General features: G+C 63.1%; 20 protein-coding genes and 1 pseudogene. 11 read left to right on the top strand and 10 right to left on the bottom strand.

Annotation, left to right across the window (positions count from 1 at the left end; translation table 11 throughout):
- Positions 1 to 60: 60 nt before the first annotated feature.
- Positions 61 to 1179 (top strand): 3-deoxy-7-phosphoheptulonate synthase, encoded by a 1119-nt coding sequence (locus LK440_RS05925; protein WP_005014286.1) that lies wholly within the window; start codon positions 61 to 63, stop codon positions 1177 to 1179.
- A gap of 72 nt (positions 1180 to 1251) precedes the next feature.
- Positions 1252 to 1623, top strand: a complete 372-nt coding sequence (locus LK440_RS05920; RefSeq protein WP_005014289.1) for an I78 family peptidase inhibitor — start codon at positions 1252 to 1254, stop codon at positions 1621 to 1623.
- A 6-nt stretch (positions 1624 to 1629) separates the two neighbouring features.
- Here the strand turns inward: LK440_RS05920 and LK440_RS05915 are convergent, their stop codons facing one another.
- The 3 genes from LK440_RS05915 to LK440_RS05905 form a co-directional block, all read right to left on the bottom strand.
- Positions 1630 to 2481, bottom strand: coding sequence for a ParB N-terminal domain-containing protein (locus LK440_RS05915; protein ID WP_005014290.1), 852 nt, complete (start codon positions 2479 to 2481; stop codon positions 1630 to 1632).
- Positions 2482 to 2501: 20 nt separating this feature from the next.
- Complete coding sequence (locus tag LK440_RS05910; protein WP_005014292.1) at positions 2502 to 3113, bottom strand: LON peptidase substrate-binding domain-containing protein; 612 nt, start codon at positions 3111 to 3113, stop codon at positions 2502 to 2504.
- A 293-nt stretch (positions 3114 to 3406) separates the two neighbouring features.
- On the bottom strand, positions 3407 to 4381 hold the full coding sequence (locus LK440_RS05905) for a GlxA family transcriptional regulator (RefSeq protein ID WP_169512605.1): 975 nt from the start codon (positions 4379 to 4381) through the stop codon (positions 3407 to 3409).
- 127 nt (positions 4382 to 4508) lie between these two features.
- Here LK440_RS05905 and LK440_RS05900 point away from each other — a divergent pair, with 127 nt between their 5' ends.
- Positions 4509 to 4868, top strand: a complete 360-nt coding sequence (locus LK440_RS05900) for a DUF1428 domain-containing protein (RefSeq protein ID WP_005014296.1) — start codon at positions 4509 to 4511, stop codon at positions 4866 to 4868.
- Here LK440_RS05900 and LK440_RS05895 read toward each other — a convergent pair.
- Positions 4865 to 5335 (bottom strand): GNAT family N-acetyltransferase, encoded by a 471-nt coding sequence (locus tag LK440_RS05895; RefSeq protein ID WP_005014299.1) that lies wholly within the window; start codon positions 5333 to 5335, stop codon positions 4865 to 4867. The genes LK440_RS05900 and LK440_RS05895 overlap by 4 nt on opposite strands.
- A gap of 132 nt (positions 5336 to 5467) precedes the next feature.
- On the opposite strand from LK440_RS05895, the gene LK440_RS05890 reads away from it, so the two are divergent.
- Together LK440_RS05890 and LK440_RS05885 are read left to right on the top strand one after the other, a co-directional pair.
- Complete coding sequence (locus tag LK440_RS05890; protein ID WP_005014300.1) at positions 5468 to 6628, top strand: MFS transporter; 1161 nt, start codon at positions 5468 to 5470, stop codon at positions 6626 to 6628.
- 108 nt (positions 6629 to 6736) lie between these two features.
- Positions 6737 to 7360, top strand: a complete 624-nt coding sequence (locus LK440_RS05885; protein WP_005014302.1) for a hypothetical protein — start codon at positions 6737 to 6739, stop codon at positions 7358 to 7360.
- Positions 7361 to 7367: 7 nt separating this feature from the next.
- Here the strand turns inward: LK440_RS05885 and LK440_RS05880 are convergent, their stop codons facing one another.
- Entirely contained in the window at positions 7368 to 8291 is a 924-nt protein-coding gene (locus LK440_RS05880) for a ZIP family metal transporter (RefSeq protein ID WP_005014303.1), read from the bottom strand.
- Between the two features lie 118 nt (positions 8292 to 8409).
- Positions 8410 to 9282, bottom strand: coding sequence for a phosphonopyruvate hydrolase (locus LK440_RS05875; protein ID WP_005014305.1), 873 nt, complete (start codon positions 9280 to 9282; stop codon positions 8410 to 8412).
- 179 nt (positions 9283 to 9461) lie between these two features.
- Here LK440_RS05875 and LK440_RS05870 point away from each other — a divergent pair, with 179 nt between their 5' ends.
- From LK440_RS05870 to LK440_RS05850, 5 genes and pseudogenes are all read left to right on the top strand, one after another.
- On the top strand, positions 9462 to 9641 hold the full coding sequence (locus LK440_RS05870; protein ID WP_005014308.1) for a DUF3008 family protein: 180 nt from the start codon (positions 9462 to 9464) through the stop codon (positions 9639 to 9641).
- Positions 9642 to 9673: 32 nt separating this feature from the next.
- Positions 9674 to 10225, top strand: coding sequence for a helix-turn-helix domain-containing protein (locus tag LK440_RS05865; RefSeq protein WP_005014310.1), 552 nt, complete (start codon positions 9674 to 9676; stop codon positions 10223 to 10225).
- Positions 10222 to 10617 carry a GNAT family N-acetyltransferase gene (locus tag LK440_RS05860; RefSeq protein ID WP_227944793.1) on the top strand — a complete coding sequence of 132 codons (396 nt, stop codon included), beginning with the start codon at positions 10222 to 10224 and terminating at the stop codon, positions 10615 to 10617. The genes LK440_RS05865 and LK440_RS05860 overlap by 4 nt, the downstream gene beginning before the upstream one ends.
- Positions 10618 to 10660: 43 nt before the next feature.
- A pseudogene (locus LK440_RS05855) lies at positions 10661 to 11783 on the top strand (IS3 family transposase).
- Positions 11784 to 11832: 49 nt separating this feature from the next.
- Positions 11833 to 11979, top strand: a complete 147-nt coding sequence (locus tag LK440_RS05850) for an N-acetyltransferase (protein ID WP_227944792.1) — start codon at positions 11833 to 11835, stop codon at positions 11977 to 11979.
- Positions 11980 to 11989: 10 nt separating this feature from the next.
- Here the strand turns inward: LK440_RS05850 and LK440_RS05845 are convergent, their stop codons facing one another.
- A complete protein-coding gene (locus LK440_RS05845) occupies positions 11990 to 12877 on the bottom strand; it encodes a LysR family transcriptional regulator (protein ID WP_005014313.1) in 888 nt (295 codons plus the stop codon).
- A 102-nt stretch (positions 12878 to 12979) separates the two neighbouring features.
- Between LK440_RS05845 and LK440_RS05840 the strand changes: the two genes are divergently transcribed.
- Positions 12980 to 14182 carry an MFS transporter gene (locus LK440_RS05840; protein ID WP_005014314.1) on the top strand — a complete coding sequence of 401 codons (1203 nt, stop codon included), beginning with the start codon at positions 12980 to 12982 and terminating at the stop codon, positions 14180 to 14182.
- A gap of 18 nt (positions 14183 to 14200) precedes the next feature.
- Here LK440_RS05840 and LK440_RS05835 read toward each other — a convergent pair whose 3' ends face one another.
- From LK440_RS05835 to LK440_RS05825, 3 genes are read right to left on the bottom strand one after another with little or no spacing between them, the layout of a single operon-like run.
- The gene (locus LK440_RS05835; protein ID WP_005014315.1) at positions 14201 to 15406 is read right to left on the bottom strand and encodes a RhtX/FptX family siderophore transporter; all 1206 of its coding nucleotides are present in this window, start codon (positions 15404 to 15406) and stop codon (positions 14201 to 14203) included.
- The gene (locus LK440_RS05830) at positions 15406 to 15804 is read right to left on the bottom strand and encodes a cupin domain-containing protein (RefSeq protein ID WP_005014316.1); all 399 of its coding nucleotides are present in this window, start codon (positions 15802 to 15804) and stop codon (positions 15406 to 15408) included. Before LK440_RS05830 ends, LK440_RS05835 begins: the two co-directional genes overlap by 1 nt.
- Before the next feature lie 14 nt (positions 15805 to 15818).
- Entirely contained in the window at positions 15819 to 17846 is a 2028-nt protein-coding gene (locus LK440_RS05825; protein ID WP_242697814.1) for a TonB-dependent siderophore receptor, read from the bottom strand.
- Positions 17847 to 17982 lie beyond the last annotated feature (136 nt).

Here is a 17982-nt window from a genome sequence, read left to right as displayed (position 1 = left end):
GTGGCCGAAGTGCGATAATGGCTGCCTGACAAGACCACCGCACGCGCACGGAGAAACGCTTTGACCCGCATCGACGACGCCATGCATGACCGGGAAGCCGGCCAGGCCGACTCCACCCAAGACACGACCCGAATTGACGGCACGCGCATCGGCGCAGTGCGCCCACTCATTTCGCCCGCACTCCTGCTCGACGAACTGCCGACCCCGGCCGCAGTCCAGGACCTGGTCGAATCGAGCCGCCGCGACATCGCCGATGTGCTGCACGGGCGCGATGATCGCCTCATCGTCGTGGTGGGCCCCTGTTCCATTCATGACCACGACCAGGCAATAGCCTATGCGCGGCAGTTGAAAACGGCCGCCGAGGCGCTCGGCGATGATCTGCTGATCGTCATGCGGGTCTATTTCGAGAAGCCGCGCACCACTGTCGGCTGGAAGGGTTTCATCAACGATCCGCGTCTGGACGGCAGCTTCCGCATCAACGAAGGGCTGCGCCGCGCGCGTGCGCTGCTGCTGGAAATCTCCAGCCTGGGCTTGCCCATCGCCACGGAGTTCCTGGATTTGCTCAGCCCGCAGTTCATTGCGGACCTCATCGCCTGGGGCGCCATCGGCGCCCGGACCACCGAAAGCCCCAGCCATCGCCAACTGGCCTCGGGGCTGAGCTGCCCTCTGGGCTTTAAGAATGGCACCGACGGCGGCGTGCAGATCGCCGCCGACGCCATGGTGGCCGCCAGTGCCAGCCATGCCTTCATGAGCATGACGAAAATGGGCGTGGCCGCCATTTTTGAGACACGTGGCAATGCCGATACGCACGTGATTTTGCGAGGCGGCAAGAACGGCAGCAATTTTGATCAGGCCAGCGTACAGGCCTGCTGCGACGTGTTGCGCAAAGCGGGGCTGCGCGAGCAAGTCATGATCGACTGCTCGCACGCCAATTCCAACAAATCGCATGACCGGCAGATCGACGTCGCCCGCGACATCGCGCAACGGGTCGCCGGCGGCGAGCGCCGGATCACCGGGTTAATGATAGAGAGCAACCTGCAACCCGGGCGGCAGGATCTCAAGCCGGGGGTGCCCTTGGCGCATGGCGTGTCCATCACCGACGCTTGCCTGGGTTGGACCCAGACCCTGCCGGTGCTCGATGACCTCGCCCGCGCCGTGCGCCAACGTCGCACGCGCTGACGACAGCCGTGCCCGTTGGCGCGTACTCTACTATCATGGAGGTTTCGTCCGCTTCCCGTCCCAGGAGTACTCATGAACCGGAACCTGCTGACCTTCATTCTTGCCGCCGGCATGGCCGGTCTGGCCGGCTGCGCCGCCAACCAAGGCAACAACTCCGCCCCTTCGTCGACGAGCTCATCCAGTGGACCGTCGCCCTCCGCGGCCCCGGAAAGCGCCAGCGGCTCCATGCTGTCTGGCGGCAAGAGCTGCGACGCCCAGCCCACCCAAAGGATGGTCGGCCAGGCGTTCAGTGATTCGGCCAGCAGCAACGTGCTCTCCGGCAGTGGCTCGAGCACCGTGCGCGTACTCAAGCCTGGCCAGGTCATGACCTTGGAATACAACCCCAGCCGTGTAAACATCATCGTCGACGGCCAGGGAAAGATCAGCGCGATCCGTTGCGGCTGATCCGATTCAACCGGGTTCGCGGCGTGCTTCGGCCAGCGCCACCGTCAGGTGCATGACTTTTTTCTTCAGTGCGTCGCGTTCCTCGGTCAAACGCTTGATGATGTCATTCAAGCGCTCCACCTCGGCCGGATAGTCCTCGATCGCAGGGCTCTCCCACGGCGGCACGACTTGCGTGCCGGCCTCGGCTTGCCCTGCGGGCTGCGCTTGCGCATCCTTACGCAATTTGGCCTGGTAGCGGGCTGCTTGCAGTTCCAGACGCGCCTGGCGGGCAACCTCCCGCAGGTTCTGCTTGCCTCCCTCGGCAGCCTGTTGCTGGCGCGGCGGCGGCAAACTGGCCACGGCGGCGGCGGCATTGATGGAAATCTCCCCTGCGCGCACCGCTTTCACCAGTTGCGGCACGGCTTGCTGCTCAATCCGCTCTATCTGCGCCAGCGTATTGCTGCTTACACGGGCTTCACGAGCGAGTTCCTGGCGGCTGGGTACAACAGCCTCCGGAGCAGCTTCACCCGAGTCGGAAGGTTCCCGGGCTTGCAGAATCTGTTTTTTACGCAGCGCCAGAACGCCTCGTTGATAATCCGACACGCTACGCCGGCCCAGATGATTGTCTATCATCCATAACCGCACATCGTCCATGGACTGAAAGCGTTCGTTTTGCAGGGTGCGAAATTCGACACCGTGGCGGCAGCAGATTTCGTAGCGATTGTGCCCATCGACCAGCACATTACCCCAGAGCACCAACGCATCGCGACAGCCTTCGGCAAGGATGCTGCGCTCCAGCGCGCTATATTCTTCGGACGTCAGCGGGTCGATATACACCCGCAACTCTTCGTTGATCTCAATATCCATGGCGCCAAGCATAACCGCTTGCGCGCCCGTTCTTATATCAGGCCGCGCGCGGCCAGCTCGCGGCTGACCTCGCTCAGCCGGGCAAGCGGATCGCGCAGACCCAGAAGACGAGCCTTCTCAGCCGGCGCCAGTGGCAGCAGCTCGCACCACCGATCCGCCACCCATCCCGCCTCGTCCAGCCGATACGGTGCGCCCACCGGCATCTCGGCCGGGCCATACCCTTGCTGCTGCAGCCCGGCGATCAGCCGCCCCAAGGCACCGACGGCCTCGCGCATGGCGCCGGGCACGGGCACCACCGGGTCGGCATCAATGGCCTGCATCCGCCCAGTCCATAGGCCGAAACGGCCCCGCTCGCAATCGGCGAGCTCAATACGCTGGCCGCCTCGGCAACGCAGCTCGTACAGGGCCGGATCCGGCTGCTGCCAATGCTCGATGCGCGCCAGCGTACCCACGGGCGCGAGCACCTCCAACGCGTCGGGCTTGCGCACTTCCTGGCCCACCAGAAGAATCACGATACCGAAAGGCTGCCTGTCCTCCAGGCAGCGCTTGATCATGTCCAGATAGCGGATCTCAAAGACCCGCAGGTGCAAAACACCATCGGGACACAGGATATTGCCCAGGGGAAAAAGCGGTATGCGTGCCATGGGGCTATGTTGGCACGAAAGGCGCAATACGGCGACTGCCCCCCCTCGGCCTCTCCTTGCTCGGACAGCCGACATGGCCCGCGCTGGCAGGACTGGTCGGAAAACACGACGTCGCACGCGATCTTCGGCACGAAATCGTACACATTGCTCAGGCGCGCCCACCTGGCCCAAGCATGGGTTCTCGCCGGTACCCAACGAGCATGGCCGGGCGCCACGACACGGCGCCGCCAGGCGCCGGCTCATTGTTGAGGAGGCATCGCGCCTCCTCTTTTTTGCCCGTCGCCTGCCCGCAATCAACCGTATCTATCGCGATAATTCAGCGGCGACATCCCGCAGTGCTTACTGAATATGTCGCGGAAAGCCTTGGTGTCGCTGTAGCCCACTTCGTACATCACTTCCGACACACTCTTGCGGGTGCGCTCGAGTTGCTGCTTGGCGGCCTCCACACGTACGCGTTGCTGATACTCCACCACGCTGTTGCCGGTGGCGTGCCGAAAGCGGCGCTCGAGCGTGCGGCGGCCCACGGCATGGAGCACCGCCAGGCCATCGACGGCCAACCGCGTGGCGTAATGCGTTTCGATATGCTCTTGCACCGCCAATACGACCGCGTCGCCGTGCGCTTTCTGGCCTGCAAAAACCAGAAACGGCAATTGGCTGTGGCGATCCCAGTCCAGCTGGAATAATTTGGCACACCAGATGGCGATGTCGCGCCCGGCATGCTTTTCGATCAGATGCAGTACCAGATGCGCCGCCGACAATGCCCCGCCACTGGTGTAGAGCCCCTTATCTGCCAGCACCACGCAATCGCATACCCAGGACACATTGGGAAATAGCGCGGCGTACTGATTGCGCATGGCCCAATGCACCACCGCACGCCGGCCGTCGAGCAAACCGGCCGCAGCCGGCAACGCCGCACCCAGGCAGAGATTGGCAAGTTCGCCACCCTCTTTATAGTGCGCGGCAAGCCAGCGGATAAGCGCGGCGTTGGCCGCCAAAATCTGGCCCAGGCCCGCCCCATCGCTAATCATCAATGGCGGCACCAGACAAATATCCACCTGGCCGGCACTGGCCAGGGTCGCATCGACGCGCACGCTGATGCGACCGTCGTCCAGCGTCATGGTGGGTTCGGCGGCCAGCAGGCGCACCGAAAACGCCGGATCGCGACCGCAGTCGCGCAAGCGCGCGTTGGCTGCCTGGAAACCCTGGCGTGCCGTTTCCAGGGAAGCGATATTGGCGCCGGCAGGCACCAGCAGGGCGATGCGTTTCATCGGCCAAGCATAGCGCGGCACGATGTCGTAATCCACCCGCCAGAATGTCGCAAATCCCCTTGGCCGCCGCCGGCCCTGCGCCGCTACAGTAGACCTATGGCGCCTGTCGGCGCCCTAGGAGAGCGGAATGACCGAATATGTAGACGGGTATGTGCTGGCCATCCCCAGCGACAAACTGGAAACCTATCGCACCATGGCCGCTCACGCGGCCAAAGTGTGGCTCGCGCATGGCGCGCTGGCCTACCGCGAATGCGTCGGCGATGCGCTCGACCCGCAGCACGGCATGCGCGACTTCCGTGACGTGGCCGAGGCGGGCGAAAGCGACATCGTGATCTTCGCCTGGATCGTGTTTTCGAGCAAAAGCGAACGCGACCGGATCAACGCGATCGTCATGAATGACCCACGGCTCATGGAGGTGTGCGTCGAAGGGGTCTTCGATCCTCGGCGCATGGCATATGGGGGCTTTCAGACGTTGGTGCAGGCCTAACCAGCGATCACGGGCCCCGTGCCTGGCGGGCGACACATCAGGAATACGTGCTCGCCCCGCTCGCAAATTCTGAATCCCAGCCGCTCATAGAGACGGCGGGCAGGATTGCTCCTGATTACATAGAGACGCACCTGTTGGCCGCCGTCATCGGCGCGCTGCAACACGCTCCCCAGCAACCGGCTACCCAGTCCCTGCCCCTGGCGCGACGGAACCACCTGAATCTGGATCACATACCAGCCCTGCTCATCATGATGAACCTTGAGCAGTCCGGCCGGCGCATCGTCGATAAGAACGATGCGCGCATCGTCCCAGTGATAGCGAATGCGCTGCAGATGCGCCTGCTCATCCACCGCCATACCATCGCGCCGCAAATGCGGCTCCATCGTATGACGGCGCAACGCCAACAGAAAGGGCAGATCCGACTCAACGGCCGCGCGCAACACCAGAGCCGGCAACAGTAGCGACATGGAAACCCGAAGAACACACACACCGCGACGCCAGATGGTAGCGCCGCGGCGCGCCCGGCGCCAGCGCCTGGCTTTGCAGTATGCTCTGCCCCTGCCGCGCGCCGAGCCGCGATACCGTCGGAGTCTTTCCAAGTGGCCCACAACCTGAGCTGGCTGCGCGTTTTCTATTTTCTGTATTACGGATTGCAGGGGATCAGCATCCCCTTTCTGCCCCTGTGGCTATCCAGCCAGGGACTGGACAAGGATGCCATCGGGCTGATCGTCGCCACGGCATTTCTTCCCAAGATACTGTCAGCCCCTGCCCTGGCGCATGCCGCCGACCTCACTGGCAGGCTGCGCTTGCTCATCGCACTGCCGTTGCTGGGCACCGCGCTGTTGTTTGCCGGTTATCCCTGGCAGCAGTCACTGGGCTGGATGTTCTGGACCACGCTTGGGGTAAACCTGCTGTTGCCCGCCGTCCAGCCCGCCCTCGACCGCCTTGCCCTGGCGAGCAACCGGGCAGGCCGGCCTCTCTACACTACGGTACGAGTCTGGGGATCGCTGGGTTTTGCCGCCCTCACACTGGCCGGTGGCTACCTGATTCGCGAGACCGGCCCGCTGGCCATTATTGTTCTGAGCGTGACGCTGGCGCTGGCCTGCGTCGCCTGCCTGCGCGCCCTGAGCGCCGGTGAGATCCCGCCGCGCCGCCCCCACGCGGCACAAGGTCTGCCGCTGCTGCGGGTACTGCGCCTGCGCCCTGTCGTGCTCTGCATTCTGGCCGCTTCGCTGACCCAGGCCAGCAATGGATTTCTGTACTCCTATGCCACGCTGTTCTGGACCGACCATGGATTGTCCACCACGGATATCGGCCTGCTGTGGACGGCCGGCGTGGGCGCTGAGGTCGTGTTTTTCTTCCTGGCTTTGCTCATTCTGCCGATATTGGGGTCTCAGCGGCTGATCTGGATCTCCGCGGCCATGACCGCCGTGCGTTGGGTCGGCCTGGCCATGTTCGTCGAGGTGCCGGTGCTGCTGGCCTTCCAGTTGCTCCAAGCCTTCACGTTGGGCGGCAACAACTCGGCCATCATGGCCTATATTTCCGAGCATGTACCGCCTGACTGCCAGACCTCGGCCATTGCGCTGTACACCGTGCTGTCCGGCGGCGTCCTGATGTTTTTCAGTGTCAACGCAGCACGATTGGTCTACCCGCAGGTGCAATGGGGAGGATTTGCCATGATGGCTGCCTTCGCCTTGTGCGCCGTCCCCATCGTTCTGTGGGCGCAGCGCCACGACGCCCAGAGTGGTGAAACCTCCTGAAATCCCGCTAAAGTCTGGTGACACTCCATGGAGCCGGCCAGAGAGTACATTAGGCATTAGGACCGCAGAACCGCCTTCGCGGACAGTCCGGTCTTCAGGAGTTTTGCAATGAAATCGCGTTTGATGCGCCTGGCGGGCGCAACCGCCTTGGCGGCCTTGACGGCAACGGCTGCCACCCCCGCGCTGGCAGGCGGCCCCGGTTGGGGCGGGGGCTACGGTCCAGGCGGCTATCACGGAGGTCACCGGGGTGGACATTCCAGCGGGTGGTCCGCCGCCGATCGCTGGATCGTCGGCGGCGCCATCGGCCTGATCACCGCTGGCCTGTTGCTGTCGGCCAACGCTGAACCCAGCTACAGCTACGCGCCCACGGTACAGATGGGCAGCAACGGTTACGCCTACATGTCCCCGGGCTACAGCGTCGCGCCCGTCTATGCGCCGCCTCCGGTCTACGTGCAGCCGCCCGCCTATGCGCCCGCGCCTGCGTATGCCGCGCCGGTCTATGAACCTGCCGCATCCTATGCCGCGGATCCCACGGACCCGGCCTCGGTCAACCTCGCGCCGGCTCCCGTAGCCCAGACGACGGCGGCCACCGGCCACGTCAATTGCGCTCGATACGCGATGGACCAGAGCGGCTTCGACCCGGCCGGCGCCAGCCAATGGACCACGCAGGTCATGGTGGACTCATACAACCGCGCGCTGCAGACCTGCCGGGATCAGCGCTGGGGCAGTTAAGCCGCGCTCAACCCAACGCGGTATCCAGAAACATCATCACCCCGAAACCTATCATCAACCCGACGGTGGCAAAGGTCTCGTGACCATTGCGATGGGTCTCGGGGATGACTTCGTGCGATACCACGAAGATCATGGCGCCTGCGGCCAACCCCATACTGACGGGATAGGCCAAGGCATAGCCGCTGGCCATCCCTACGCCAATCAGTGCCCCCAGCGGCTCCATGAGTCCCGACCCGATGGCAATCCACACCGCCTGCCGGCGACTCAGGCCGATGGCGCGCAGCGCGACCGCCACCGCAAGACCCTCCGGAATATCCTGAATGGCAATGGCCGAGGTCAGCGGCAGCCCTACACCGAGGTCGCCGTTCGATAGGCTCACGCCAACTGCCATGCCTTCGGGCAGATTGTGCAACACGATGGTCAGCACGAACAGCCACACCCCATTGACCCGTGCGCTCTCCGGGCCACGCAACCCGCTTTGCGCATGCATATGGGGCGTGAAGTAGTCCAGGCCCAGCATCAGCAACACGCCAAGTGCCATGCCCAGGACCACCACTGCCGCTGCGGCAGATCCGCCGCCAACCAGGGGCTGGGCAGCCGCCAAGCCAGGCAGGATTAGGGAAAAGGCGCTGGCAGCCAGCATCATGCCGGCCGCAAAACCCAGCATGCTGTCCTGGGTGCGGGGCGATATGCGACCCAAGATGCCCGCCACCAACGCGCCCAATGCGGTGGCGGAAAATCCGGCAAGACCGCCAGCGACCGCCAGCCCCACATGCCCGCGATTGCTTCCCGTAAACGCCTCGTGAATACTGCTGGCGCACAGCCAACCGACAACGAGAACTCCCAGTACCAGTCCTCCGGTGACCAGAGGATGAGACTGGGCCTGCGCCAGCCAGGCACTACGCAGACCGGCGGTGGTGGAACGGGGCATCGGGAATCTCGGACAACTGAGTAGACGCCATCTTGCCAGAGGTGGTTCGATCACGCTCTGTTTGTCTGCTCCCGATATGGGCCAAGCGCCACAGGAGCGTGCCGCCGGGCCTGGCGTTTCAACGCAAAAAACGCTTTTCCAGTTCGCGCATGCCGGCATCCCCTTGCAACGCGATGATTTCCTTGACCGTGGGCAGGTGCGCGTCCACCTCGGCGATGCCGCCTTCGGCGCGGATACGCGCAAAGACCTCGCGCATGGCGCCGACAGCCGCACGTATGGCGTGATTGCCATAAATCACGATACCCACTTTGTGCAACCGCGCAATATCGCTTTCGCGCAATTGCGGGTAGGCAGTGGGCACCAGCACGAGCGGCGCCTGACCACTCCATGCGCGCACGAACTCGAGGATTTCATCAGGCGTCTTCTGCTTGGAATGGATGAGAATCGCATCGGCGCCTGCCTGCACGTAGGCCGTCGCACGTGTCAGGGCCTCGGCCTGGCCCAGGCCCGCGATCAACGCCTCGACGCGTGCGACGATCAATACATCCGGATTCTGCCGGGCCGCCACCGCGGCCTCGATCTTGCCCTGGAAGGTCTCGATGGGCAGCAAGTCCTGCCGCCCCTGCTCGCGCAGGCTGGTGTCTTTAGGGAAGTGCTTGTCCTCCATGACGACAGCCGACACCCCCGCGGCCTCGAACTGCGGCAGGACGTAGGCGACGTTGACGGCATTGCCAAAGCCCGTATCGATGTCGGCGATGACGGGCACGCTCACGCGCGCCACGATGGCCCGCATCATCTCGACATGCACGGAAAGCGACAGAATGCTGGCGTCCGGCACGGCGTAACTGGCGCAGAGCTCGAAACCGCTGCCCCAGATTGCATCAAAGCCGGCCTGCTCGGCAAGCAGCGCCGCCATCGGGTTGTGCGCCGCCATGGCCGATAAGAGACGGCCTTCCTGTAACGCCTGCCGCAATACCTGGTGACGATTCATGCAGAGGCTCCGCGTCGTATGTTGGCGGCCACTGTAAGCCCGACCGGGTTCGGATGCAAACGGCAAGGTTGCATCCAGCTACCACGCGTAACTCCGGGGGCCCTAACACTCACGCTAGGATGAACCTCAAGCCGGTCTGCTTGGCCGGATCGCCAACGTTTCCAGCAAGGAGGACTGTCATGCCCGCCAAATCCAAGGCTCAGCAGATGGCTGCGGGTGCCGCCCTGGCCGCCAAACGACATGAGGCCCCCGTCGGTTCGCTCAAGGGAGCCTCGCGCCAGATGTACGACACCATGACGCAGAAGCAGCTCGAAGAATTCGCCCACACCAAACAACGCGGCAAACCTCGCCACACTTGAATGATTCCCATATTTGAGAAATAATCTCGAATATGGAAGATTCGACGCAAGACCTTGATCAACAACTGGCGCAACGGCTTAAAGGTTTGCGCACGGAAAGGGGTTGGTCATTGGATGAATTGGCCCGGCGCAGTCAGGTTAGCCGGGCCACCCTGTCCAGGCTCGAAAACGCCGAGGTCAGCCCCACCACGCAAGTACTCGGCCGCTTGTGCGCCACGTTCGAAATCACGCTGTCACGGTTATTGCGGATGGTGGAGGAAGAATTTCCGGCCTTCGTACCCCTGTCGGCGCAGGCCGTGTGGCGCGACACCGGTTTCGTGCGCCGCTCGGTTTCCCCTCCGGCGCGCAACCTGGCCGGTGAGGTTCTCGCTTGCGAACTTGTCGCCGGCACCTGCATCAACTACGACGCGCCACCCCGGCCGGGCCTGGAGCATCACCTCGTGCTCGTGCAAGGCGATCTGGAGATGACCGTGGACGGCCGGCTCCATCACCTGGCTCCTGGCGACTGCCTGCGCTACCAGTTGTATGGCGCAAGCCGCTTTCTCACCCAGACGGGCGCGCACTACTTTCTTTTCCTCCTTTGAGCACCGCCCTCCTCATGAGCACGACCCAAACCTGGCGTATCCGCGCCCTGAGCGCTAGCGATCTTGATACCCATCTGACGGCCTTGGCCGACGTGTTGCAGGCCTGTGTAGCCGGCGGCGCAAGCGTGAACTTTCTGCTGCCGTACTCGCTGCAAAGCGCTACCGCATTCTGGCGCGACAAAGTGCGGCCCGGCCTGCAGGACGGCGGCGTGTATCTGCTGGCGGCCTGGCGGGGCGATACGCTGGAGGGCACGGTGCAATTGGATCTCGACACGCCACCCAATCAACCACATCGCGCCGAAATCCGCAAACTTCTCGTGCATCCTCGGGCGCGGCGGCAGGGGCTGGCACGCGCCCTCATGCTGGAAGTCATGGTGACCTGCTCCCCGTGATTAGTACGAAATCGATGTAGAGTCCGTTCCCAAAGGAATGGCAATGAAGAAACGATTTACGGAAGAGCAAATCATCGGCGTGCTCAAGGAAGCCGATGCAGGTGCCAAGCCCGCAGAGTTGTGCCGCAAGCACGGAATCTCCGAGGCAACGTACTACAACTGGAAGGCGAAGTTCGGTGGCATGACGGTGTCGGACGCTCAGAGGCTCAAGGAGCTGGAGCAGGAGAACAACAAGCTCAAGAAGCTGTTGGCCGAGTCGATGCTGGACAAGGCGGCGCTTCAGGATCTGCTAAGCCGAAAGTAGTCAGCCCGCAGGCCAAACGCGAGGCGGTCAGGACATTAATGACCGAGCGCAGCATGGGTGTTACCCGGGCCTGTGGGCTGGTAGGAATTTCGCGGTCGCTGTTTGCCTACGAGAGCACACGCTCAGGCGATGCTGCGCTGACCGAGCGCATGAAAGAGATGGCAGTGGCGAAACGACGCTACGGCTATCGGAGGATCCATGTGCTCTTACGTCGCGAAGGCTGGCAAGCAAATCACAAGCGAATCTGGCGGCTGTACAGTCTGGCAGGGTTAAGCGTGCGAAAACGAAAGCGTAAGCGAATCGCGGCGACCGAGCGCGTGGTTCGCCCAGCGGCAATCGCGCCGAATCAGAGTTGGTCAATGGACTTTGTGGCCGACGGCCTAGCCTATGGCCGCCGATTCCGCTGTTTGACTATCGTCGATGACTACACTCGCGAATGCCTGGCCATCGAGGTCGATACGTCGTTGCCGGGACTGCGTGTTGCCATGGTGCTGCAACGGCTGGCGGAGATGCGTGGCCTGCCGCGATCTATTACCGTGGACAACGGGCCAGAGTTCGCCGGAAGAGCCTTGGACGCCTGGGGGCCTACCAAGCAGGCGTAAAGCTGTCGTTTATTCGGCCGGGTAAGCCGGTGGAGAACGCTTATATCGAAAGTTTCAACGGCAAGTTCCGCGACGAATGCCTTAACGAGCACTGGTTCTTGTCCCTGCGACAGGCTAAAAGCTTGATCGAAAACTGGCGAGTCGAGTACAACACCGATCGGCCTCACAGCGCGCTCGGATATTTAACGCCGGCGCAATTCGTGCAGGCTCATCAGAAAGAAGGTCTTTTACCCCTGGGCTCTATGTCGGTGCCGTACTAAATCTGGGGGCAGGTCAATGGCGCAAGCCCAGCGACGCGGACGTCATCTCTTGACGCTGGACACCGTCAGTGACAGCCCTGCCCAAGCCTTGTATCTCAGCCTCGGGTTCGAGGAGGCTGGGCGTATCCCTGGCTACGCGATCGACCCGCATGGCGCGCGGGCCGAGTCGACCACGCTGATGTTCCGCCGGACATAAGAGACGGGGTCTAGCCGACGGCCTGAGCCAGATAATCCACGAAGGACGTAATGCGAGCCGAAATCGCGGTATTCCGGTAATAAACCGCGTTTATTGGCTGGCGTTCGTCTATCGTGTGCCGGGTCAGAACTTGTTTCAATCGCCCCAGGGCTCGGTCTTGGCCCGTCATGAAATCCGACAGACAGACCAGGCCCATGCCTTGCAAGGCAAGCTGCCTGAGCGTTTCGCCATTGGAGGCCCATATTGTCGGAGTGATATAGCGCCGCTCGCCCGACTCGTCCCGCAACGGCCAATAGTTGAGAGAGTCGGGTTGATTGAAACCGAGCAAGCTGTGGCCGATAGCCAGGTCATCCGGTGAGCGCGGTGTGCCATGGCGAGCAAGATAGTCGGGGCTGGCCAGAATACGCAGCCTGCCACTGCCGATGGCCCGACTGTGCAGCGTGGAGTCCTTGAGGCGGCCTATGCGTATGGCCACATCCGTGCGGTGCTCCAGCAGATCGATATAGCCTTCGCTGCTGTTTAATTCCAGTTCGACTTGCGGATAGCGTTGCCGGTAACCCTTTATCAGCGGCACGATCACATGCAGCATGAAGGGTGTGGCGGCGTCCACCCGAAGGCGTCCCGAGGGCTGCCCGCGCCGGACGGCCATTCCCTCCTCCGCTGCCTCGACCGCGCCGATAATGGCGCGCGCCTGCGCCATGAACGCCCGCCCTTCTTCGGTTAGCTCGATACGTCGGATCGTGCGGTGCAAAAGTGTGGTCTGCAGTTTTTCCTCGAGGCGGCCCAGGGCCCGGCTGGCGCCCGAGACGGTCTGTCCCAGCTGTTGCGCCGCCGACGTGAGCGAACCACTGTCGACCACGGCCAGAAATACCTGGATTTCTTCCAGCGTAATTTTCATTTGTTGATTTTTTATCAAAGTCTTTCGCTTATAACCGTCTTTTTCTGCAAAAGTAAAGACGGCAAACTGCAGCCTTCGTTTATTCAAACCGGAAGTACGTTGATGAACACCCCCTTGCCGGCGGAGCAATCCGGCACCAAGGCCACTCTTCCACTACTGGCGCTGGCCGTCGGCGCCTTTGGAATCGGCACCACAGAATTCGGCCCCATGGGCCTGTTGCCCGTCATTGCCGAAGGCGTAGATGTATCCATCCCCAAAGCCGGCATGCTGGTCAGTGCCTATGCGGTTGGCGTGCTGGTCGGAGCGCCCGTCATGACGCTGGCTCTGGCGCATTGGCCGCGGCGCAAAGCCTTGATGACACTGATGGCCATCTTCACCCTGGGCAATGTGCTCTCTGCAATGGCGCCCGACTACCTCACGCTGCTGCTGGCCCGGTTGGTCACCAGCCTTAACCACGGCGCGTTCTTCGGCCTGGGCTCGCTCGTGGCCGCCAGCCTGGTGCCCCGGCACCGGCAAGCCAGCGCTGTCGCGGCCATGTTCATGGGCCTTACCATCGCCAACATCGGCGGGGTACCGGCGGCGACCTGGCTGGGCCAGACTCTGGGGTGGCGCCTGTCTTTCGCGGCAACAGCCGGGTTGGGTTTGATCGCCATGCTTGGACTGCGCGTGGCCTTGCCGGCCGGTCAAGGCGGCAGCCGCCTGAACATCGGGGCCGAGATTGCTGTACTGACCCGGCCTGCCGTCCTGGCAGCGTTGGCCACCACGGTCCTGGGAGCCGGCGCGATGTTCACGTTGTACACCTATATCGCACCGACCCTGGCGGCGCTGACCGGCGCTTCGCCGGCCTTCATCACCGCAATGCTGGTGCTGATCGGTGTGGGCTTTTCGGTGGGCAATATCGCCGGCGGCCGGCTGGCTGACCGCTCCCTGGACGGCAGTCTCGTCGTATTTCTTTCACTCTTGATCGTGGTCATGCTGGCATTCCCCTGGCTGGCGCAAAGCCACACCGGCGTAGCCATGGCATTGCTGATCTGGGGCATTGCCACCTTTGCCGTGGTGCCTCCGTTGCAGATGCGCGTCATGCGCGCCGCGGCCGAAGCGCCTGGACTGGCATCCTCGGTCAATGTGGGCGCCTTCAATCTGGGCAATGCCCTGGGCGCGGCCGCCGGCGGCGCGGCCCTATCGGCGGGCATGGGTTACTCCGCCGTGCCGCTTGCCGGAGCCCTGATCGCCGGGGCCGGACTGCTGCTGGTGCTCTCGCACATGCTGCGTTCGCGCCGCGCCCCGTCCGCGCAGCGCTGCTGAACCGCGCAGCCAGGCCCGCTATGCCACGGGCTTGGCCCGCCCCGGGGTGAACGTCAGCAGCAGAAGAATGAGTACCAACAGGGCCCCGCCCAGGCTGACCCCAAAGCTCACCGAATAGCCCAACTGTGCGGCCAAGGCGGTCATGCCGGCAGACGCCATGACTTCGCCCAGATCACGTGCGCTTTGCACTGCCGTCATATCCGTGCCGGCCTGCCGGCCGTCTTGCGCAAAGCGCATGGCCAGCGTCATCAACCCGACCGACGCGGCGCCGGCACCGAAAGAAGCCAAGGCTTGCGCCAGGAAGGCTCCCAGAGGCCCCGGCTCGCCGGCTGCCAGGGCGATCCACGCGGTGGCAGCCGCCGCGCTGGCCAACAATCCCAGGCCTAACGCGTTGCGCGGCCCTATACGCTCAGCCAGCCATGCGCCCCCGCCACAACCCAGCAACAACGTGACTGCTCCGCCGGCCAGACCCAGGCGCCCGATCGCCTCGGGCGCCCAACCGGCATCGACCAGCATGAGCTTGGCCAGCCCATAGGGCGCGGCCACGGCCATGGCGGACAAGCCGGCCGCCCACACCAGCGGCCATGCACCCGGGCGCCTCAGAAAACCACGCAGGCAGGCACGATCCTGCCGTGCGAGCTTGACGGGCGGCTCACGCCAGAGGCTGACCATCAACAGGCTGAAGCCCACCAGGCCGGCCAGACCAAGCACCGCACCACGCGAGCCCACATAGGCTCCCAGCGTGAGGCATCCAGGTCCGCCCAGGAAAAACCCCACCATGGTGCCGCCCACCTGTATTGCGTTAGCCCGGGCAAGATCGTCGCTGCTGAAATGCTCGGCGGTCAAACCATCAGTGGCGATATCCTGTGTCGCACTGGCCAGGGAGGCCAAGCCCAAAAGCAGTATCCCCAAGGCGGCATCGTCCGTCCCGACCATGGCCAGAATCAGCAGGCAGCCAAGCGCCAACAACTGCATGGGCAATATCCAACTGCGCCGCCGCCCCCACGCAGGCGACCACCGGTTGTCAACCTGCGATGCCCAAAGAAACTTGAGCACCCAGGGCAGCCCCACCAGGGGCAGCCAGGCCAGCGCCTGCAGGGCAGCGCCATCGCGGCGCAATAGCGTCGGCAAGGCTTCCATCGCCAGCCCCAACGGGATGCCTTGCGACAAATACAGGGCGCCAATCATCAGGAACAAACGCGGTCGCGACTGCATAAAAGACATCAAACCTCCTGCTTGCGATGCTCACCGCCCTGGGCGGGCGTGAGAAAAAAAATCTGGCTGGCGCACAAGAGCTCCAGCCGATGCCAAAGGCCGCGTGGCACCAGCAAGCTTTTGCCTGCGGGAAGATCCTCCTGGCCGCTCGTATGCTCCCCATCACACCAGTGCACGACCACGTGATCGGCCACCACACTCAGCAACTCGTCACCGTGTGTGTGGCGCTCCCAGACGTGGCCGTGCACGCTGGCCGTGTCAGCCGCCGTCTTCAGGCCGGCAAGCCAACCCGGCGCCTGGGCCGAGCGCATCAGAGGGCCCAGGCACGACAGCGTGCCGTCGGCCGTGAGCGAGAAAAAATGATCGAAGCTGTCGAATACCTGCGGAGGCCGCAACAATGTGGACATGACGGCGCTGCGCTTCAATACTCGGCACGCAGTGTCAGCATGACATTGCGAGGCTCGCCATAACGGTTGTTCCAACTTGTGCTGGACAAGCTCTGGTAGTAGCGCCGGTCAAAGAGGTTGTTCAGGTTGACAGAGGCCGTCAGATGCTTGTTCACGCGCCAGCCCAAGCGAGCGTCCACCAGCGTGTACCCGCCCTGCCTCAGGGTCGTGCCCGCCGATACGGTGGAAAAATTCGATTGCATGCGCAGGCCACCGCCCACCGACAAACGCCCCTCCCAAACCGCGGGCGTGTACTGCGTCCACAGGCGCAAAATGTGTTTGGGCGTGAAGCGAGCGAAGGGCTGCCCAGCCGAGACCGCATCCTCCAGATACTTGCTGGTGTTGTAGGTGTAACCCGCCGTCACGGTCCAATTGGGCTGGATGCGGCCGGAGGCTTCCAACTCCAGGCCGCGGCTGCGCACTTTGCCACCCGCAATGTAATAGCAGGCGTTGCCCACGCAAGGCCATTGCGGGTCCTGCTGAGCACGATTTTTCTGGTCGATCTGAAACAGCGCCACGGACAGATTCAGGCCGTCCAGATCGCCCTTGACACCGGCTTCGTAACTGCTGCCTCGGATAGGATCCAATGGCTGGCCGTCGAGAGTGAGCTCGCTTTGCGGCTGAAATACCTCGGCATAGCTCGCATAAACAGACCATCGGCTATCGAGGTCGAACACCAAGCCGCCATAAGGGGTGAATTCCGGGTCAATGCGCTGCCCCGCAGTAGGCGCGGATTGGTTCCACCAACTCATGCGCCCGCCCAATACCAGCGTGAGCGGGTCCGCAAGCGAGAACCGCCCCATCGCATACACCCCCTGTTGTTTGACTCGCGTCTCGCCAGGCGACCGGTACGTCCCGGTCGCCGGCTCGGCGACACTGTGCGGGTCCCAGTCGAACACGTTGACAGGCACATTCAGCGCCGGCGAGAACGCGGCGGTGTATTGTTCGGTCGTGACACGCTGCACATTGCCGCCCAACACCACCTCATGCTCTCGCCCGAAGAGGGTCAAGGGTCCGGACAAGTAGGCATCAACGCTAGTCTGGCTGTTGTCGAATTTGTACGCCCCGCCCATCAGGCGCGATCCCAGCCCAGTCTTGCGGTCGATGGCGCCATAAGCCCCCGCGTACTTCAGATGGCTGTCTGACCTCAGGTAATTGAGACTGACTTTGCCACGCCATCCCGACGCAAACTGATGTTCCACGTCGGCAAACCAGCGAGTGGTATCCCAGTTGAAGCGATCCCAGTCGACGTCCAGAAAGGTCGACCGCGACAAGCCGATATCGCCGCCGTCGCTGTATCGTGGCACACCGGCCATATTCGTCGTCGAACGAATGTGCTGGTACTGCACCCCCGCCGTCAACACCGTCGCCGCACCCAGGTCGATCTCGCCCACGCCATAAAAGAGCGTCGACTGCTGGTCCGCCACATCAAAGAAATAACCGCGGTCTTCATAGGCGGCCACCATCCGCCCGCGGACGTTGCCCGCGTCGTTCAAGGGCCCGCCGATATCGGCCTCGGCACGGTAATGATCCCAGCTTCCGGCCTGCAGACTGCCATTGAAGGCAAACTCGCGCTGCGCACGCTTGCGCACCAGGTTGACCGTCGCTGCCAGATTCCCCGAGCCGTGCATCAGGCCATTGGCGCCACGCAGAATTTCCACCCGCTCATAGACAGCCATATCTTGCGGCGAGGCCGCGGTATTGCCCATCAATACGGGTACACCGTCTTGCTCGAAGGAGTCCACTTTGAAACCGTGCGCGTAATAGGCTGTGGTGAGCAATTGATACGGCTGCACCGTGATGCCGGTGGCGTGCTGCATGACCTCGTCCAAGGTCTGCAAGTTCTGCTCGCGCATCTGATCCTGCCCGATCACCGATACCGATTGGGGGATTTCCTGCAACGTAAGCGACTGCTTGCCCAGCGAAACCGTCTGGGCGCTCGGCGCATTCACGCTCACCGCCTGCATCAGCACCACATCCTGCGCCGCCACGGGTAGCGCCATGGCACTTGCCAGGCAGGCTGCGGCTTGCCGCAAGCCGGGCTTTTCCTTGCTGTTTGACACGACCGTTCCTCTTTCCAGTCAATGAGAATAATTCTCACGAGATTCTAGAAAGATGACTCCGGCATGAATGGCGATT

The organism is Bordetella holmesii (assembly GCF_020735985.1).
GTDB lineage: Bacteria > Pseudomonadota > Gammaproteobacteria > Burkholderiales > Burkholderiaceae_B > Bordetella > Bordetella holmesii.
Note: the sequence above shows the minus strand (reverse complement) of the source record. Positions and strands in the feature narration are given on the sequence as shown.